Genomic DNA, 15,329 nt, shown 5'->3' with positions numbered 1-15,329 from the left:
GTTAACAAAAGGTTAACGCGCGTGAAGCTAACAACTTTACTGTACAATCCCGAATTTCGATAAGTGAATCCTAGAGTGACACAGGTTTGTTTTTCCTCGACAAATCCGCTGATTTTACCGCAGTAAATATCAGCGGATCATATGGCGAGGGATACCCTTAAGACTCCTTCTCTGCCGTTTTCTTTCTGGATTTGTCGTCTTCCACCAGTTCGTACCACATCGCATTCAGTACAGCGAAGGCGGCAGCGAAAGGCAGTCCGAGAAGCCAGGCGAAATACCACATGTTCTTGTCCTTTCGTTAGTAAGCGTGACCGCTCTCGTCGTTGATCGTGTCCTCGTCGACCTTGCCCCAAAGGACGTGGTAGACCCAGCTTGTATAGGCGACGATCAGCGGAATGAAGATCACCGTAACAACCAGCATGATGAACAGGGTCAAATGGCTCGACGATGCGTCCCACACAGTCAGGCTGGACCTCGGATCGAGCGAGGACGGGAGGATAAACGGAAACATCGAAACGCCCACTGTCGAGATGATGCCGAAGATCGACAGGGCGCTCGAAAGGATCGTCGCTATCTCCCATCTTGCTCTCAGCCCGATAAACGCGCCTGCCGCGCCAATGAAGCCAAATAGCGGAGCCAGGAGAAGCACCGGATAGCTGCCATAATTGGCAAACCATGCGCCGCTCTCTTCAACGACGGTTTTCATAAGCGGGTTCGACGCGCCTGTAGGGTCGATAGGGCTGGTTATGCGGTAACCGCCGAACCCAGCCCATACCCACAGTCCGGCGAGGCCGAACAGGATGATGGTGATCAGCGCGGCAATACCGCCATACCTGCGGGCACGGTCCGCCACGGGTCCCGAAGTCTTCAGCGCCAGCCATGCGCCGCCATGCATGACCAGCATAGCGACCGAGATGAGACCACACAGGAGCGCGAACGGGTTCAGCAGGCCGAAGAACGAGCCTTCGTAGAAGATGCGAAGGTCGTTGTTGAAACGGAAAGGCACGCCCTGCAAGACATTGCCCATAGCCACACCGAAGATCAGCGCCGGCACAAAGCCGCCAATGAACAGGGCGCAATCCCAGGCAGCGCGCCACGTGTCGCTATCGCGCTTCGACCGGTATTTGAAACCGACAGGGCGCAGGATAAGCGATGCCAGTATGATGAACATGGCGAGATAGAAGCCCGAGAAGGACACCGCATAAAGCGGCGGCCAGGCGGCAAAGATCGCTCCGCCAGCAACGATAAGCCAGACCTGGTTGCCTTCCCAGACGGGTCCTATCGTGTTGATGACAATGCGCCGTTCCATATCGGTTTTTGCAACGAACGGCAGCAGCGTACCGGTGCCGAGGTCGAAGCCGTCGGTGATGGCGAAGCCGATCAGGAGGACGCCGATCAGCAGCCACCAGATCACGCGCAAGGTTTCATAATCGATAAATTGATGCAGGATCATGATCGTTTACTCCGCTGGCACGATGTTGGGGGAAATCAGCTTTGCTTCTGGCTCGAAGTCGGGTTCGGGGCCCTTTCTGATTGCCTTGAGCATCAGCCCCATCTCGACGATGAAAAGCGTCGTGTAGATCACGACGAACCCCCCGATGGTTATGAGCAAGGAAGCCGCTCCGAGATTGGAAACCGCTGCTGCCGTCGGCAATATGCCTTCGATAGTCCATGGCTGACGGCCGGATTCGGCAACGACCCATCCGAGTTCCGCTGCAATCCAGGGGAGGGGGATCGCAAACACTGCAATGCGCAACAGGAAGGGATAGGCATCGATCTTGCGCCGTATGGAGAGGATGAAGAACGTCGCCGTGAGAAGGATAAAGAACATGCCCAGCCCGACCATGATGCGGAACGACCAGAACAGGGTCGGCACGTTCGGCACTGTATCCCAGGCGGCCTTCTCGATCTGTTCATCGGTCGCCTGACGCGGATCATCCACATAGCGCTTCAACAGCAGCGCATAGCCGAGGTCACCGCCGTTCGTCTCAAAGGCGTCGCGCACCTCCTGACCGACTGCGGTGGTGCTGCCCGCTTCGCGAATACGCTGGAGCGCATCATAGGCAAGCAGTCCGCTGCGGATATTGGCTCTGGCGCGGTCCACCAGTTCCTTGATGCCTGGAATTTCGGTGGTCAGCGACCGTGTGCCGATCAGGCCCATCACCCACGGTACGCGCACAGCATAGTGCGTCTCGCGCGCCTCGGTGTCGGGAATACCAAAGACCGTGAAGGCCGCCGGCGCCGGTTCAGTCTCCCACATGGCTTCGATGGCCGCGAGCTTCATCTTCTGGTGCTCGCCGGAGAGGTAGCCGCTCTCGTCGCCGAGGACGACGACGGAGAGTGCGGAGGCGAGGCCGAACGATGCCGCGACAGTCATCGAGCGCTTGGCGATCTCGATATGCCTGCCTTTGAGGGCATACCAGGCCGAAACACCGAGGACGAAAATCGATGCCGTGACGTAGCCCGCAGACACCGTGTGCACGAACTTCGCCTGGGCGACTGGATTGAACAAAACCTCATAGAAATCAACGACTTCCATGCGCATCGTCTGCGGATTGAAGGCGGAACCCACAGGGTTTTGCATCCAGCCGTTGGCGATGAGTATCCACAACGCCGAGAAATTCGATCCCGCAGCCACCGCCCAGGTCGCCGCCAGATGCCCGACCTTCGAAAGCTTGTCCCAACCGAAGAAGAACAACCCGACGAAGGTTGCTTCAAGGAAGAACGCCATCAATCCTTCGATCGCCAGCGGTGCGCCGAAAATGTCGCCGACATAGTGGCTGTAATAGCTCCAGTTCATGCCGAACTGGAACTCCATGACAATGCCGGTGGCGACGCCGAGAGCAAAATTGATGCCGAACAGCGTGCCCCAGAATTTGGTCATCTGGCGCCAGATGACGCGGCCGGTCATCACATAGACCGTCTCCATGATCGCAAGGAGAACCGACAGTCCAAGCGTCAAGGGCACGAAGAGAAAGTGATAGAGAGCTGTGATCGCAAATTGCAGGCGCGACAGCGCCACGATATCGAGTTCCATTACCGTTACCGGGTCACCCCGGCCCCCTGTTAGCGGCATTCACCTGGAGTGAATGCCGAATGAAATGTCTGCCTCAGACTTGCCTCAGTCCGGCCGCAGCGCGGCGAGGGCAGCGTCGAATTCCTGTTCTCCCCGCCGCGGCGCGCCGACAATGCGTCCGCGTTCGAGAATCAGCAGCCGGTCGGCGATCATCGCTTCCCGTCTGATATGCGTGGCGATGACGACGGAACGGCCCTGCATTTGCGCTTGAAGGCGCTGCAGCACGTCACGGGCTGTGTCTCCATCGAGACCCTCGGTGGGCTCATCCAGCAGCCAGAGTGGCGTGTCGCGCAAAAGCAGCCGCGCCAGCGCCAGACGGCGGGCCTGACCGCCGGAAATCCCAAACCCGCCTTCGCCAAGCATGGTATCCAGACCTGCCGGCAGGGCAGCGACGAACTCTCCAAGGCCTGCAACAGCGAGAACGTCGAGAAGACGCGCATCGTCGGCATCTCGATCGGCAAGCCGGAGATTGTCACGCAGACTGTCTTGGAAGAGCTCTGTTTTCTGCGTCAGAAGGGTAGCCGGAAGGCATTCGATGCTGCCTGTTTCGGCTGCGATCTCGCCAGCGATCAGTGCCAGCAGTGTGGACTTGCCGGCACCGCTCGCACCCACAAGCGCGAGGCGTTCGCCGCGAACGAGAGACAGCGACAGATCCCGAAGCGTGGGTCGGGGAGAGCCATCGTAGCAGACGGAGACATCCTCGAGCTGAACTGCCAGTTCACCTCGTGGCGAAACCGGTGGTTCGGGGGAGGGGAGGTGGGCGATGTTCGGTCCGATGCGTTTCGCAGCAAGAACAGTACGCCCGAGTTCAACCGCACCGCGACGCAGCCCCGCAAAGGGTTCCAGTGCCGCCAGCGCGATCAGCAGTCCGAGGGCCGCAACAGGTCCACCGATCAACCCGCCGCTGGCCAATAAAGCGACCGCGTAAAGTGTCCCGCCGAGCAGGAGTGCCGAGGCTATGCCGAAACCGGCTGTGACGAACATCTCGATACGATTGAGCGCATCATCCGTTTGTGACAGGCGACGGTCGGAAGCCAATACTGCATTCCGCTGGGCGTCCAGCCGTCCGGCCATGACCAGATCGATTTGCCCGGCGACGAGATCGATTGTGCGCGAGCGCAGGCTCTCCAGGGCATGAGCGCGGCGGCGCGATGGTTTTGCGGCGAAGCGGGCGGCCACGAGCGGGATACCGAACCCGGTCAGCAGCAGCCACGACCCTGCGGCAAGACCCAACAGCGGATGCATGAGCCCGAGAGCGACAGCAATGGCGAGCGCCGTGCAAAGCGCGACGGCTGCGGGGACGAGAATACGCAGATAAAGCGAATCCAGAGCATCGATATCGGCAGTCAGGCGAAACAGCAGTCTTGCCGGACGCTTCAACAGCCTCTGCGCCGCTTGCGGTTGAGCCCAATTGCGGAGAATCTCTACGCGCAATCCCGCCAGCACACCAAGTGTTGCGTCGTGCGTGGTCAAGCGCTCGCCGTAGCGAGCGGCAGTGCGGGCGAGAGCCAGAAAACGGATCGCTGCGGCAGGCGCAAAAACATCGAAAGCGAACGCCGCGACTGACGAGAGCCCCGCTATTGCCGTGGCGGTAATGAACCAGCCGGAAAGCCCTAGCAGTGCGATACCGGCGAGCACTGTTGTCGCCGCCAGCAGAGCGCCCGCCAGAAGCGCGGCGCGCCGCTCAGCAAGGAATAGCGCCAGAATGGGCCGGAATGCGCTCCACAGGGCCATTACACGCCCTCCTGCGGTGTTTTTGGCGGCAGGAGCACTACCCTGTCCATGCGGCTCGCGAGGATAGGATCGTGTGTCGCGACGATGAGCGTCTTGCCAGCAGAGATCCTCAGCAGGCTATCCATGATTTCATTGGCTGTACTCGTATCGAGATGAGCGGTCGGTTCGTCTGCGAGGATCAGCCCCGCATCCGGATTGGCGGCCGCACGCGCCAAAGCAAGCCTTAAGGTTTCCCCGCCGGAAAGGCCCGATCCGCCTTCACCGATCGGCGCGTTTGCGTGCGCATTGGCCACGTCCTGCAGGGCCGCCTTGCCGAGCGCTGCTCCGATCTCGTCGGATCCGATTTCCGGGCGGCCCAGCGCTACATTCTCCGCAACCGTGCCAGCGAAAATATGAGGCTTCTGTCCGACCCAGGCAATGCCTGTCCGAAGCTCTGCCGCCGTGGCCGGCGTGAGCGGGATGTTCCCAATTGCAATCCGCCCGCTTGCGTAGGGCGCGAGCCCGGCGATCAAAGCGAGAAGCGTGGATTTTCCCGAGCCGCTTGGACCCAGCACTGCAATGTGCTCAGCCGGCAAAACATCGAGGCTGAACTGGTCAAAAACCGCCAAGCTATTGCCCTTGTGGTGGAATGTGATCTCTTCAATCTGAACGCCCGGAACTGCCGCATGGATCGCTATTGTATGCCTAGCACCCTCGTCGGCACCCGGCAGGACAACGCCATCATCGGACAGCCTGTCCAGGGCCTCGATTGCAGCCCCACCCGCAGCCCGGTCGTGCCAGACCGAGCACAACTCACGCAGCGGCTCGAAGAAAGCCGGTGCAAGCAAAAGAATAAACAGGCCTTCTGTCAGGCTTAGACGCCCGCCCCAGGCGCCGAAATTCAACTGGCCGAGCAGATGGAAACCAACATAGACGGCGACCATGGCAACACCCAGTGCCGCAAACAGCTCCAGCACCGCGGATGATAGAAACGCTATTTTGAGCACCGCCATCGTGCGTACCCGCAGCGATTGCGCGTTGTCGCGCAGGCGATGCGCGGTCAAATCCACGGCATCCAGTGAGCGAATGGTGCCCAGTCCACGCAATCGGTCGAGCAGGAACGCATTCATGCTGCCCATTTCGACAAGCTGTTTCTCGCTCGCCGCTTTGGCACGCCAGCCGATCAGCGCCATGAAAACCGGAATCAGAGGAGCGGAAACTAACAGGACTATAGCTACCGTCCAGGACAACGGCAGAACACAGAGCATGATAGCAACGGGAACAATTGTGGCCCTCAGCCGTGCCGGGCGAAACCGCGAAAGATAGGGCACGATGGCCTCTGCCTGCTCGGCCAGCACACTCGCAGCGAAACCGGAAGCGGGTCGATTCATATCGAGCGGTGAGCGCCAGGCCAGCGCCGCCACAGCTTTTTCGCGTTTCGTGGACAACACAGCGCGGGCGGCGCGAAAAGCAAGCCGGCTTCCAACCGCATCGAGCAGTGCCCGGAACACGCCAATCGCAATGACGCCAAGAACCAGCCAGTGGATATTCGCCATTCCTTTGCCGGCAACGATGCCACCCACACCCGTGGCGAGGAGAAAAGCCTGCGGTAACCACAGCAGAGATGCAAGCACCAGAACAATGGGTGCCACCCTCTCGGTGCGTGCAGCACCGGGAGAACTCGCGGATTTCTCCGCCAAATTTGATGACGCGGTCCGCAGCGCTGCACTGTCGTCCGCAAAATCACTCTGCGTGCGGAGCGTTATCGAGGACGAATGTGCTGCCGGTGCCATCACTTCAACCCTTCTCGGGAGAACGCTTCGACCTGCCGAGGGATACGATCTTGTCCTTCGCCTCCAGCAGTCTTGTGACTTTCGCACCCAGCGTCAATAGGGTCGCCAAGCGGTCCGTCTCGAGCTTCTTGACGTCGTCGTACCAATTGGTCAGTTGCTCGATGAGACTGTGCATCTCACCCATCCTCGCCTGCGCGTGGCGTTCTGCATCGCTGGCCGGCTGCTGCATCAGGATTTCGCGCAAAACGGACAAGGTTGGATCGACTTCGCGCTTCTTTCGTTCCTCCGCAAGTGTGCGCAAAATCTGCCAGACATCGTCCGGCGTTGTGAAGAAATCGCGGCGGTCATCGGGAAGATGTTTGAGCAGGACGAGGTTCCACGCCTGCAATTCACGCAAGCTCATCGACACATTCGAGCGGGAGATTCCCAACGCGTCGACGATCTGTTCGGCATTGAGGGGATCAGGCGAGACATAGAGCAGTGCATAGATCTGGCCGACGGTGCGGTTGATTCCCCACCGGCTTCCCATCTCGCCAAAGTGCAGAACGAAGGACTGAACGAGGGGCGGTAGATTCATCGGCTTATCCCGTTGCAACTGTCATTTCAGTAATTACTGAAATTACGATATTTAATAAATCGTAAATTGGCAAGGGGCAGGTTTTGGATACCACAGGAAAGGAGGAGGGGAGGCTCTGCGAACCGCCGCCGCTTCTTACCCTCCCCCTTGTGGGGAGGGCAGGAGCGAAGCGACGGGGAGGGGAACTTTTTACATATTTGGTCGCCGTCAGCCTTAATGGATCCAACGTCAAAAAAACCCCCTCCCTGCTGCTGCGCAGCCTCCCTCCCCACAAGGGGGAGGGTAAGACGCGGCACCCTTGGAGCCCAATTGCAACCCAGCAACCCAATTAAAAAACCGGCCCGATCAGTTGATCGAGCCGGTTTACAAGATGGCGCAGATGCCCATCAGGCTGAAGAAATCAAAAGGCTTAGTTCAGACCCAGCTTCCCACGCAAGGTCGACAGGTCTTCGGCAAGCGTGTTGACGGCGGCAGCCAGCACGGCGCGGTCATCTTCGGTGAGCTTGTCATAGAGCTCATAGCCGTCAGCCGTCTTGTACTTGGCCAATGTCGTATCGACCTTGTCGAAATTGCCCGATACCTTGGTCACGAAAGCGCTGTCTTCCTTTTCGACCAGCGGACGCACCAGGTCGAAAATCTTGCGCGAACCATCGAAGTTCGCCTTGAAGTCCCAAAGATCGGTATGGCTGTAGCGGTCTTCTTCACCGGAAATCTTGGTCGCCGCAACTTCTTCCATCAGCGCGGCCGCACCCCCGACAACCTTCTCGGGTGGCAGGGTCAAATCGGTGATCCGCTTGTTGAGCTCGGTCACGTCGGCCATCAGCTTGTCGGCAAATGGTCCGAGGTCCTTGGTGCTGTTCTCGGTGAAGAGGCCGTATTCGATACGATGGAAACCAGTGAACTCCGGATCCTTCTCCGCCTTTTCGTGGTCGTCGGCGCGCGAATCGATCGAACCATCGAGATCGCTGAACAACTCTGCGATCGGCTCGATCGCTTCGTAGCTCATGCGCGTCGAACCGAAGAGCGACTTGGCCTTGTCCACATCGCCTGCCTTGACCGCATCCGTGAATGCCTTGGTGTCGGTCACGAGTGTTTCAAGGTTTTCCGACACGTAGATCTTGTAGTCGGCAATTGGTTGAACGAGATCGAGCGGTGCAACCTCGGCATTTGCCATTCGCGGCAAAGCTGCGGCTGAAAGTGTCAACAGGCTGACAGACAGTACAAGTTTGAGTTTCATCCTTAGTCCCCTTAAGATTTGCGGACCACGTCGTGACCCGCCGCTTGCAATAATGTCCGGCCGACAAAATCGCTTTCGTCCTGCGGGCCGGGTGGCGTGAAGAAAAAGCCGCCGCCAATCGGCTTGATGTATTCCTCGAGCGGTTCCCCATCGAGCTGGCGCTGCACCGTGATGAAGCCCTTCTCCAGATCCGCCTGATAGCAGATGAACAAGAGCCCCTGTTCGAGCTGGCCGGATTTGCTCACTCCGTTCGAATAGTTGAACGGGCGGCGAAGAATGAGGTTTGCTTCGGAAGCCTTCGTGCGGAAATTGGCGAGCCTTATATGCGCGTCGAGCGGCGTTACCGTCCCTTCCGGATCCTTGGAATAGTCAGGCACATCATGCTCGGTATTTCCGCCGCCATGCGGTGCGCCCGTCGCCTTCTTGCGGCCAATGATGCGCTCCTGCTCGCCGAGCGGTGTGCGGTCCCAGCGTTCGACGAAATTGCGGATGATGCGCACGGCCTGATAGGAGCCGCCGCGCGTCCATTCAGGCTCGGTCCCGGTCTCCGGCACCCAGACGATCTTGTCCATCAGCGCAGCATTATTGGCATCGGGATTGGCCGAACCGTCGCGGAAACCGAGGAAATTGCGCGCGCTTTCGTGGGCTCCGTCCGGTTTCGGCGGCAGGACAGGCACCGAGCCTTCCTGTTTCCAGCGAAGCACCATCAGATCCGGCAGGTTTTTCAGGACGTCGCGCAAGGCGTGAATGTTCGTATCCGGCGTGTTCGAGCTGATCTGCAACGCCAGGTCGCCGTGGCACAGGTCGGCATCCAGCGCATCGTTGCGGAAGGCCTTCATGCGCGAAAGACGCGCCGGTTTGTGCGGCGCCAGCCAATCGCGGTCGTCGAAGAACGATGAACCGAGCGAAACCGTGATGGTCAGATTGTCCGGCGGAACCACCGGCCCCAGCAGTCCCGAATCCGCCGGCGGCAGCTTGTCGTCCAGCTCTGGCGGCGTACCGCCTTGCATGAGGAAAGCGATGCGGCTCGATAGCGTCCGGAACAGCCGCTCCACGTCTGCCGGCGTTTCCGCCAAAACGTGAAACGAGGCGATCATGCCCGCCGCCGGGCGCGGTGTGACAATGCCCGCCTGGTGCAGACCATAAAATGACTGGCGCTCCTGCGTCTTGTCGCTGACCGGCGCATCGGTGACCTGTCCGCCCTGCTTTTCCGCCGCGCGTGCCGTGGTCAATCCGGTGGCCAATGCACTGCCCGCGGCACCGACACCGAAAAGCACGTTGCGCCGTGTTGTCACCAGTTTGTTGTCGTTGGTTGTCATCGCCGTTACTCCAGTCCTACGGCCGCATTGAGCTTGCCGATCGCCTCGGCCAGCCCTTGCATCTTCTGCGCCAGTGCCTTGCGGCTATCCGCGTTCACCTTGTCGTAGGCCGGATAGCCGTCCGGGCCCTTGAGTGCAGTCAACGCGCTGTTGGTATCTGTCAGGCGGCTGTCGATATCAGCCACCACCTGTGGCGCAGCCTGCACCGCAACCGGCTTCAGCAGGGCCATCATCCGCGAAACCCCGGCAATATTGGCCTCGAAATCGGCAAGATCGGTCTGCGCGTAGTGATCTTCACCTGCCGTGATCTTCGTATCGGCAATCTGCCCGACAAGCCGCCCCGCGCCCTTGGCGATCTGCTCGGGCGGAATGCGCAACCCGCGTATCCGGCCCTTCAGCGCCGTCACATCAGCCAGTAGCTTCGCTGAGACTGGCGCCAGCCCGTCAAGGCTGTTCTTGGCGTAAAGACCAAATTCCACGCGATGGAAGCCGGTGAAACCCGGGTCCTCCTCGCGCTTTTCCAGGTAGTCCGCCACCGGATCGATGGCATTGTGCAGATCGGCAAAGAGGTCGGCCATCGGTTCAATCTGCTTATAGGGAGCACGCGCCTTCTGATAGGATTCGCGCGCCTTTTCGAGGTCGCCGGCCTTGACCGCGTCATCGAGCGCCTTCGTGGCCTTCACCAGCGAATTCGCCTGCATCGCCATGAACACCTGGAATTCGGCCAGCGGACCGATAAACGATACCAGCGCCGGCCGCGCAGCCTCCGCTTCGGACTCGGCCGATGGCGTGACGTGCAAGGTTCCGCGCGGATTGTTGAGCAGACCGCAGGTAATCTCGTAGGTTCCGGCCTTGAGTTTTGCCTGCATCGTCTGGGTAAAGCCCGGCACGATATTCTCGCGCTCTTCCAGAACCATCACGCCGTCGAGGATTTCCCACTCAAGCGCGCGGTTGGATTTGTTGACGATGGTGAATGTCGAACGCCCGGCCGGAACCGTAATCTCGTTGGGATCGCAGGCGCTGTCATTGATCGTGACGGTAATTGCCCCTGACGCCGCCGATTTCAACCCTTTCGAGGCATAGTAGAAGGCCACGCCGCCTGCGACGACGAGAAGGGCGGCCCCGGCAACCGCCAGCTTCATCAGCTTTTGCGATGAAGGGCGGGGAGAACTGGAGCCGGCGGTTTGCGTCATATAAAATTTCTTTCGGGGTGGCGATCAATGGGAAGGTTGGGCGGCAGCTGTACGACTGCCCGCTGGACGCAGGAACATGAAGATGCTGATGGATAGGAAGGCGACATAAATGATGACTTCGCCCAGCGTCGGCATGTCCTGATAGCCGAACATTCCGGAGAGCAACGTACCCAATGGGCTGCTGACCGGCAGGATGCCGCTCAGGTCGATGACAATCGTCTGGAGACTGTTCCAGACACCCGCCTCGTGGAAATGGCGCAATGTGCCCGCCAATATCCCGGCAGCGACCACCAGTATGAAAAGACCCGTCCAGAAGAAGAACCGGCGCAGATTGAGGCGGATACCGCCCATATAGATGCCGTAGCCAAGCACGATCGACACCAGAATGCCGAGAAGCGCGCCAAGCGGCGCATCGCTGTTGGTGCTCTGCTGGAAAATGGCGAGCAGGAAGAATACCGATTCGAGCCCTTCGCGGGCCACGGCGAAGAACACCATGGCAATCAGCGCAGGGGCCTGTCCTGTCGAATGCGAAAACGCCGAGTCGATCGAATGGTGGAGGTCGGATTTGATCGAGCGCGCGGCCTTGCGCATCCAGAATACCATCGACGACAAGACGATGACGGCAATCAGCCCGACAATGGCCTCGAAGAATTCCTGTGCCTTCTGGGGGAACTCGGCGCTGACCATCTGCAGCCCGGCGCCCACGAAGAGCGAAAGCGCAATGGCAAGCAGAATCCCGACCCAAACCGCCGGCATCCATTCGCCTCGACCGGTCTGCTTCAGATAACTCGCGACAATGCCCACGATCAGGGCCGCCTCGATGCCCTCACGCAGCATTATCAGGAATGGAACCAGCATAGATCAGACCCTCGGCCAACCCTTGACGTCTCTTCGAGACGCGCTTTGGCGCCGCGGGAGTCATAGACTGTCGCGAAAAACGAAGCAATAACAATATATTAGAAGAATTCTAAGGAATAACCGGAGGAAATTTGTCAATTATTCCAATATGTTGATTGTTTCAATCCACAATCGAATGCAACCTAATGTCGAGAAGGCCCCCTGCGCCGCCACATTCTTTCCACAATTCCTCCGGTGGAGGCGAAATCAACGCGGAACGCTCGCCACGCCAAGCAATTGATCGACCGTGTCGCGATCACCCGCCAGTTGCTCCGAGGAACCATCCCATACGATGCGGCCGCGTTCGAGAATGATCACCCGTTCGGCAAAATCGAGAGCGCTCTGGATACGCTGCTCGACGAGCAGGATAGTCATCTCGCCGCTCGACGCGAGTTGCGAAAACGCCGCCATCAGTTCCTCGCATATGACGGGCGCCAGCCCTTCCAAAGGTTCATCGAGCAGCAGCACAGTCGGCTTGCCGAGAATGGTACGGGCGGTCGAGAGCATCTGCTGTTCACCGCCGGAAAGCTTTGCCCCGGAATTCGCCCGCCGCTCGTAGAGACGCGGGAACATGTCGTAGGCCTCCTGCAACGCACTACGCGGCCTTCCCTTCAACCCGACGAAGAGGTTCTCTTCGACAGTCAGCGATGGAAAGATACTGCGTGATTGCGGTACGAAGCCAAGCCCGCTCCAGGCCCGGGCGGAGCTCTCCATGTGGGTAAGGTCCGCATCGCCGAGTTTGATCGTGCCGTCATAGCGCCGTGTCTGCCCCGCAAGCGTTGCAAACAATGTCGTCTTGCCGACGCCGTTTCGCCCAAGCACCGCGATGCGCGCACCAGCCTCGGCTACAAAGGAAATATTCTCCAGCACCCGGGTCGGACCATAGCCCGCGCTCAGACCTTTGACTTCAAGCCGCGCTGCCATTGGCATACCCTCCGAGATAGGCCTCGCGTACCCGCACGTCATTCGTCGCATCGACAGGCAGTCCGTCGAAGATGATTTCACCCGCCGCCAGCACGATCACCCTCTTGGCAAACCGAAAAACCAGATCCATGTCATGGTCGATCATCAGCACCGCGAGATCGGCCGGCAGTTGCGCCAATGCATTCTCGATCAGGAACGTATCGCTGTGCGGCACGCCCGCCGCCGGTTCATCGAGCAACAGCACCTTCGGCCGCAGCGCCAGCGCCAGCGCAATTTCCAAAAGGCGCTGTTGCCCATAGGCGATCTCGCTGACCGGAACCCGTCCGAGTGCTGTCAGATTGAGCGTCTCGAGAATTTCATATGTTTCACGCATCACGTCCGGCATGGCCTGAAAGGAACCAGCCATCCGGCCGGACTTGCCTTGCCGCTGCAGGATCGCCAGCGCGACATGCTCTTCCGGGGTCATCTCGGCAAAAAGCCGTGTCACCTGAAATGAGCGAACCAGCCCGGCTCGCACACGCCTCATCGGATTGAATCTCGAAATGTCTTCGCCGCCCATCAGCACCTGTCCGGAGTCCGGACGCAAATGGCCGGTTACCAGATTGACGAAGGTGGTTTTTCCGGCGCCGTTCGGGCCGATCAGCGCCACGCGATCACCCTTGCCCAGCGCCAGCGAGACATCGCGCGTGACGTTCAGCCCGCCGAAGGCCTTCTGGAGATGATCGACCTCGAAGAGTGCAGTCATTTGCCGCCTCGCCTGTATCGTTCAACGAGGGTCGCGGCCGTGCCATAAAGGCCCTTGGGCGCAAACAGCACCACGGCAATCAGCAGTGCGCCGACGATCGTCAGCCAATGGAACGGGTTGGCGGCAGAGACCAGATCTTCGATCCAGACAAAAGCTATCGTGCCGATCAGCGCTCCGTAAAGCGAGCCCACGCCACCGAGAACCAGCATGACGAGCGCTTCGGCGGAATTGGTGAAGCTCAGGCTGTCGAGGCCGACGACCTGTGTCGATACCGCATTGAAGGCGCCGCCGACACCCGCGACCAACCCCGAGATCACATACATCTTGATCAGGGTGAGCTTGACCGAGGCGCCCATCGCGCTGACCCGAATAGGATCCTGCCGGATACCCCGGCAAAGCATGCCGAAGGGTGACCGAACCAGAATGCGCAGCAGTATGAATACAAGGAGGAGCAGGACGATGCCAAAGACATAGGCCGTGCGGCCCCAGAGATCGAACTCGAAGACGCCGAGGATGGGATCGGGCGAGATGCCCGAAAGCCCATCGCTACCCCCCGTATATTGCGATGCCTTGTTGGCCGCCTCGTGAAACAAGTGGATGATGGCGATGGACAACACGAGTTGGGCGAGGCCGTGTCCACGCAGGATGACGATGCCCGAAATCAACCCTGCCAAAGCACCGCCAACTGCGCCGATGGCGATCATGGTGATCGGTTCGGTGATCCCGAAATGCGCCGCTGCGATACCTGCCGCATAGGCGCCGCTGCCGAAAAGTGCGGCATGACCGAGCGTCGCAACGCCGCAATATCCGGTCACCAGATCGAGCGACAGGACGAGAAGCATGATCGCGATCATGCGCGTCAGCAGCGCCAGATTGTCGGGAAACAGGAAGTATCCGGCCATGGCCGCAATCAGGATGACGGCGATGCCAATGAGATCGCGCTGCCAGCCCCTGTTTTGGGCAGGCATCGCCGTGACAGATACCCCGGCGCTCATTTGGCTCTTCCCATCAGACCGCGTGGGAACACCCAGACGATAGCTATCACCGCGAGATAGAAGAAGAACTCGCCATATTCGGGCACGAGGTAGCGCCCCGTCGTATCGATGGCGCCGAGCAACAGGCAGGCGATCAGCGCGCCGGGGATGGAGCCCGCACCGCCGACCGAAACGACGACAAGAAACGTCACCATGTAGCGCAGAGCGTAATAGGGTTCGACCGGCAGCAGTTCCGCACCGATCACCCCGCCAAAGGCTGCAAGCCCAACAGCAAGCGCGAAACTTGCTGCATAGACGATCTTGGTGCGAACGCCGAGCGCCGCCGCCATCGCCGTATTGTCCACCGAGGCACGCAGTTTGACACCGAAGGATGTGCGCTCGATCAGATACCAAAGCGCCAACGCGACAACCACACCGCAGCCGATGGCAAAGAGCTTGTGCGCCGCGATAGTACGGAAACCGATATCGACGGGACCCTGCAGTCCCGCGGGGAGGGGGATCGTCTTCAGCGTCGGACCGAACACGTAATTGGCGAGGCCGATCACGCAAAAGGTGATGCCGATGGTCATCAGCACCTGCGTCAGCTCCGGTGCGCCGTAAATCCGCCGGTAGAGAAAACGTTCCAGGGGAACGGCAATGATGATCGTGCCAAGCACGGCAATCGCGATCGCCAGGCCATAGGCAAGCCCGAGATCGCGCGCCGCATAGGAAGCGATATAGCCGCCGATCATGGCGAATGCGCCGTGGGCGAGGTTGATCACCCGCATCAGGCCCATGGTCACCGACAGGCCAATCGAGATGACGAACAGGATCATCCCGTAGGCCAGGGCATCGACGCCAATGCTGAAGAACGTCTGCAT

14 protein-coding genes are annotated in these 15,329 nt (G+C 59.7%); all 14 read right to left on the bottom strand.

Translation table 11 applies throughout. The annotated features are described in order from the left end of the window. Positions 1–157 precede the first annotated feature (157 nt). Complete coding sequence (gene cydX / locus LB462_RS04110) at positions 158–283, bottom strand: cytochrome bd-I oxidase subunit CydX (protein ID WP_183661901.1); 126 nt, start codon at positions 281–283, stop codon at positions 158–160. Positions 284–298: 15 nt separating this feature from the next. Next, the gene (cydB, locus tag LB462_RS04105) at positions 299–1,453 is read right to left on the bottom strand and encodes a cytochrome d ubiquinol oxidase subunit II (RefSeq protein ID WP_224506101.1); all 1,155 of its coding nucleotides are present in this window, start codon (positions 1,451–1,453) and stop codon (positions 299–301) included. Between the two features lie 6 nt (positions 1,454–1,459). After that, a complete protein-coding gene (locus tag LB462_RS04100; protein ID WP_224506100.1) occupies positions 1,460–3,037 on the bottom strand; it encodes a cytochrome ubiquinol oxidase subunit I in 1,578 nt (525 codons plus the stop codon). Positions 3,038–3,121: 84 nt separating this feature from the next. Continuing rightward, positions 3,122–4,810 carry a thiol reductant ABC exporter subunit CydC gene (gene cydC, locus LB462_RS04095; protein WP_224506099.1) on the bottom strand — a complete coding sequence of 563 codons (1,689 nt, stop codon included), beginning with the start codon at positions 4,808–4,810 and terminating at the stop codon, positions 3,122–3,124. Further along, a complete protein-coding gene (gene cydD / locus LB462_RS04090; RefSeq protein ID WP_224506098.1) occupies positions 4,810–6,582 on the bottom strand; it encodes a thiol reductant ABC exporter subunit CydD in 1,773 nt (590 codons plus the stop codon). The genes cydC and cydD overlap by 1 nt, the downstream gene beginning before the upstream one ends. Before the next feature lie 4 nt (positions 6,583–6,586). After that, on the bottom strand, positions 6,587–7,159 hold the full coding sequence (locus LB462_RS04085; RefSeq protein ID WP_112531168.1) for a GbsR/MarR family transcriptional regulator: 573 nt from the start codon (positions 7,157–7,159) through the stop codon (positions 6,587–6,589). A 409-nt stretch (positions 7,160–7,568) separates the two neighbouring features. Further along, the gene (efeO, locus tag LB462_RS04080; RefSeq protein ID WP_224506097.1) at positions 7,569–8,396 is read right to left on the bottom strand and encodes an iron uptake system protein EfeO; all 828 of its coding nucleotides are present in this window, start codon (positions 8,394–8,396) and stop codon (positions 7,569–7,571) included. A gap of 11 nt (positions 8,397–8,407) precedes the next feature. Further along, the gene (gene efeB, locus LB462_RS04075; protein ID WP_224506096.1) at positions 8,408–9,715 is read right to left on the bottom strand and encodes an iron uptake transporter deferrochelatase/peroxidase subunit; all 1,308 of its coding nucleotides are present in this window, start codon (positions 9,713–9,715) and stop codon (positions 8,408–8,410) included. Between the two features lie 5 nt (positions 9,716–9,720). Then, on the bottom strand, positions 9,721–10,908 hold the full coding sequence (gene efeO, locus LB462_RS04070; protein ID WP_224506095.1) for an iron uptake system protein EfeO: 1,188 nt from the start codon (positions 10,906–10,908) through the stop codon (positions 9,721–9,723). Positions 10,909–10,932: 24 nt separating this feature from the next. Then, positions 10,933–11,766: an iron uptake transporter permease EfeU gene (gene efeU / locus LB462_RS04065; RefSeq protein WP_224506094.1), complete on the bottom strand. Its 834-nt coding sequence runs from the start codon at positions 11,764–11,766 to the stop codon at positions 10,933–10,935. Positions 11,767–12,012: 246 nt separating this feature from the next. Beyond that, positions 12,013–12,735 (bottom strand): ABC transporter ATP-binding protein, encoded by a 723-nt coding sequence (locus LB462_RS04060; RefSeq protein ID WP_224506093.1) that lies wholly within the window; start codon positions 12,733–12,735, stop codon positions 12,013–12,015. Beyond that, the gene (locus LB462_RS04055; protein ID WP_224506092.1) at positions 12,713–13,474 is read right to left on the bottom strand and encodes an ABC transporter ATP-binding protein; all 762 of its coding nucleotides are present in this window, start codon (positions 13,472–13,474) and stop codon (positions 12,713–12,715) included. The genes LB462_RS04060 and LB462_RS04055 overlap by 23 nt, the downstream gene beginning before the upstream one ends. Continuing rightward, positions 13,471–14,469: a branched-chain amino acid ABC transporter permease gene (locus LB462_RS04050; RefSeq protein WP_224506091.1), complete on the bottom strand. Its 999-nt coding sequence runs from the start codon at positions 14,467–14,469 to the stop codon at positions 13,471–13,473. The genes LB462_RS04055 and LB462_RS04050 overlap by 4 nt, the downstream gene beginning before the upstream one ends. Beyond that, entirely contained in the window at positions 14,466–15,329 is an 864-nt protein-coding gene (locus LB462_RS04045) for a branched-chain amino acid ABC transporter permease (RefSeq protein ID WP_224506090.1), read from the bottom strand. The genes LB462_RS04050 and LB462_RS04045 overlap by 4 nt, the downstream gene beginning before the upstream one ends.

Origin of the sequence: Phyllobacterium chamaecytisi, assembly GCF_020164455.1 — a bacterium.
GTDB classification, from domain to species: domain Bacteria; phylum Pseudomonadota; class Alphaproteobacteria; order Rhizobiales; family Rhizobiaceae; genus Phyllobacterium; species Phyllobacterium chamaecytisi.
The sequence above is the reverse complement of the archived record's forward strand: the minus strand, read 5'-3'. Positions and strand labels throughout refer to the sequence as shown.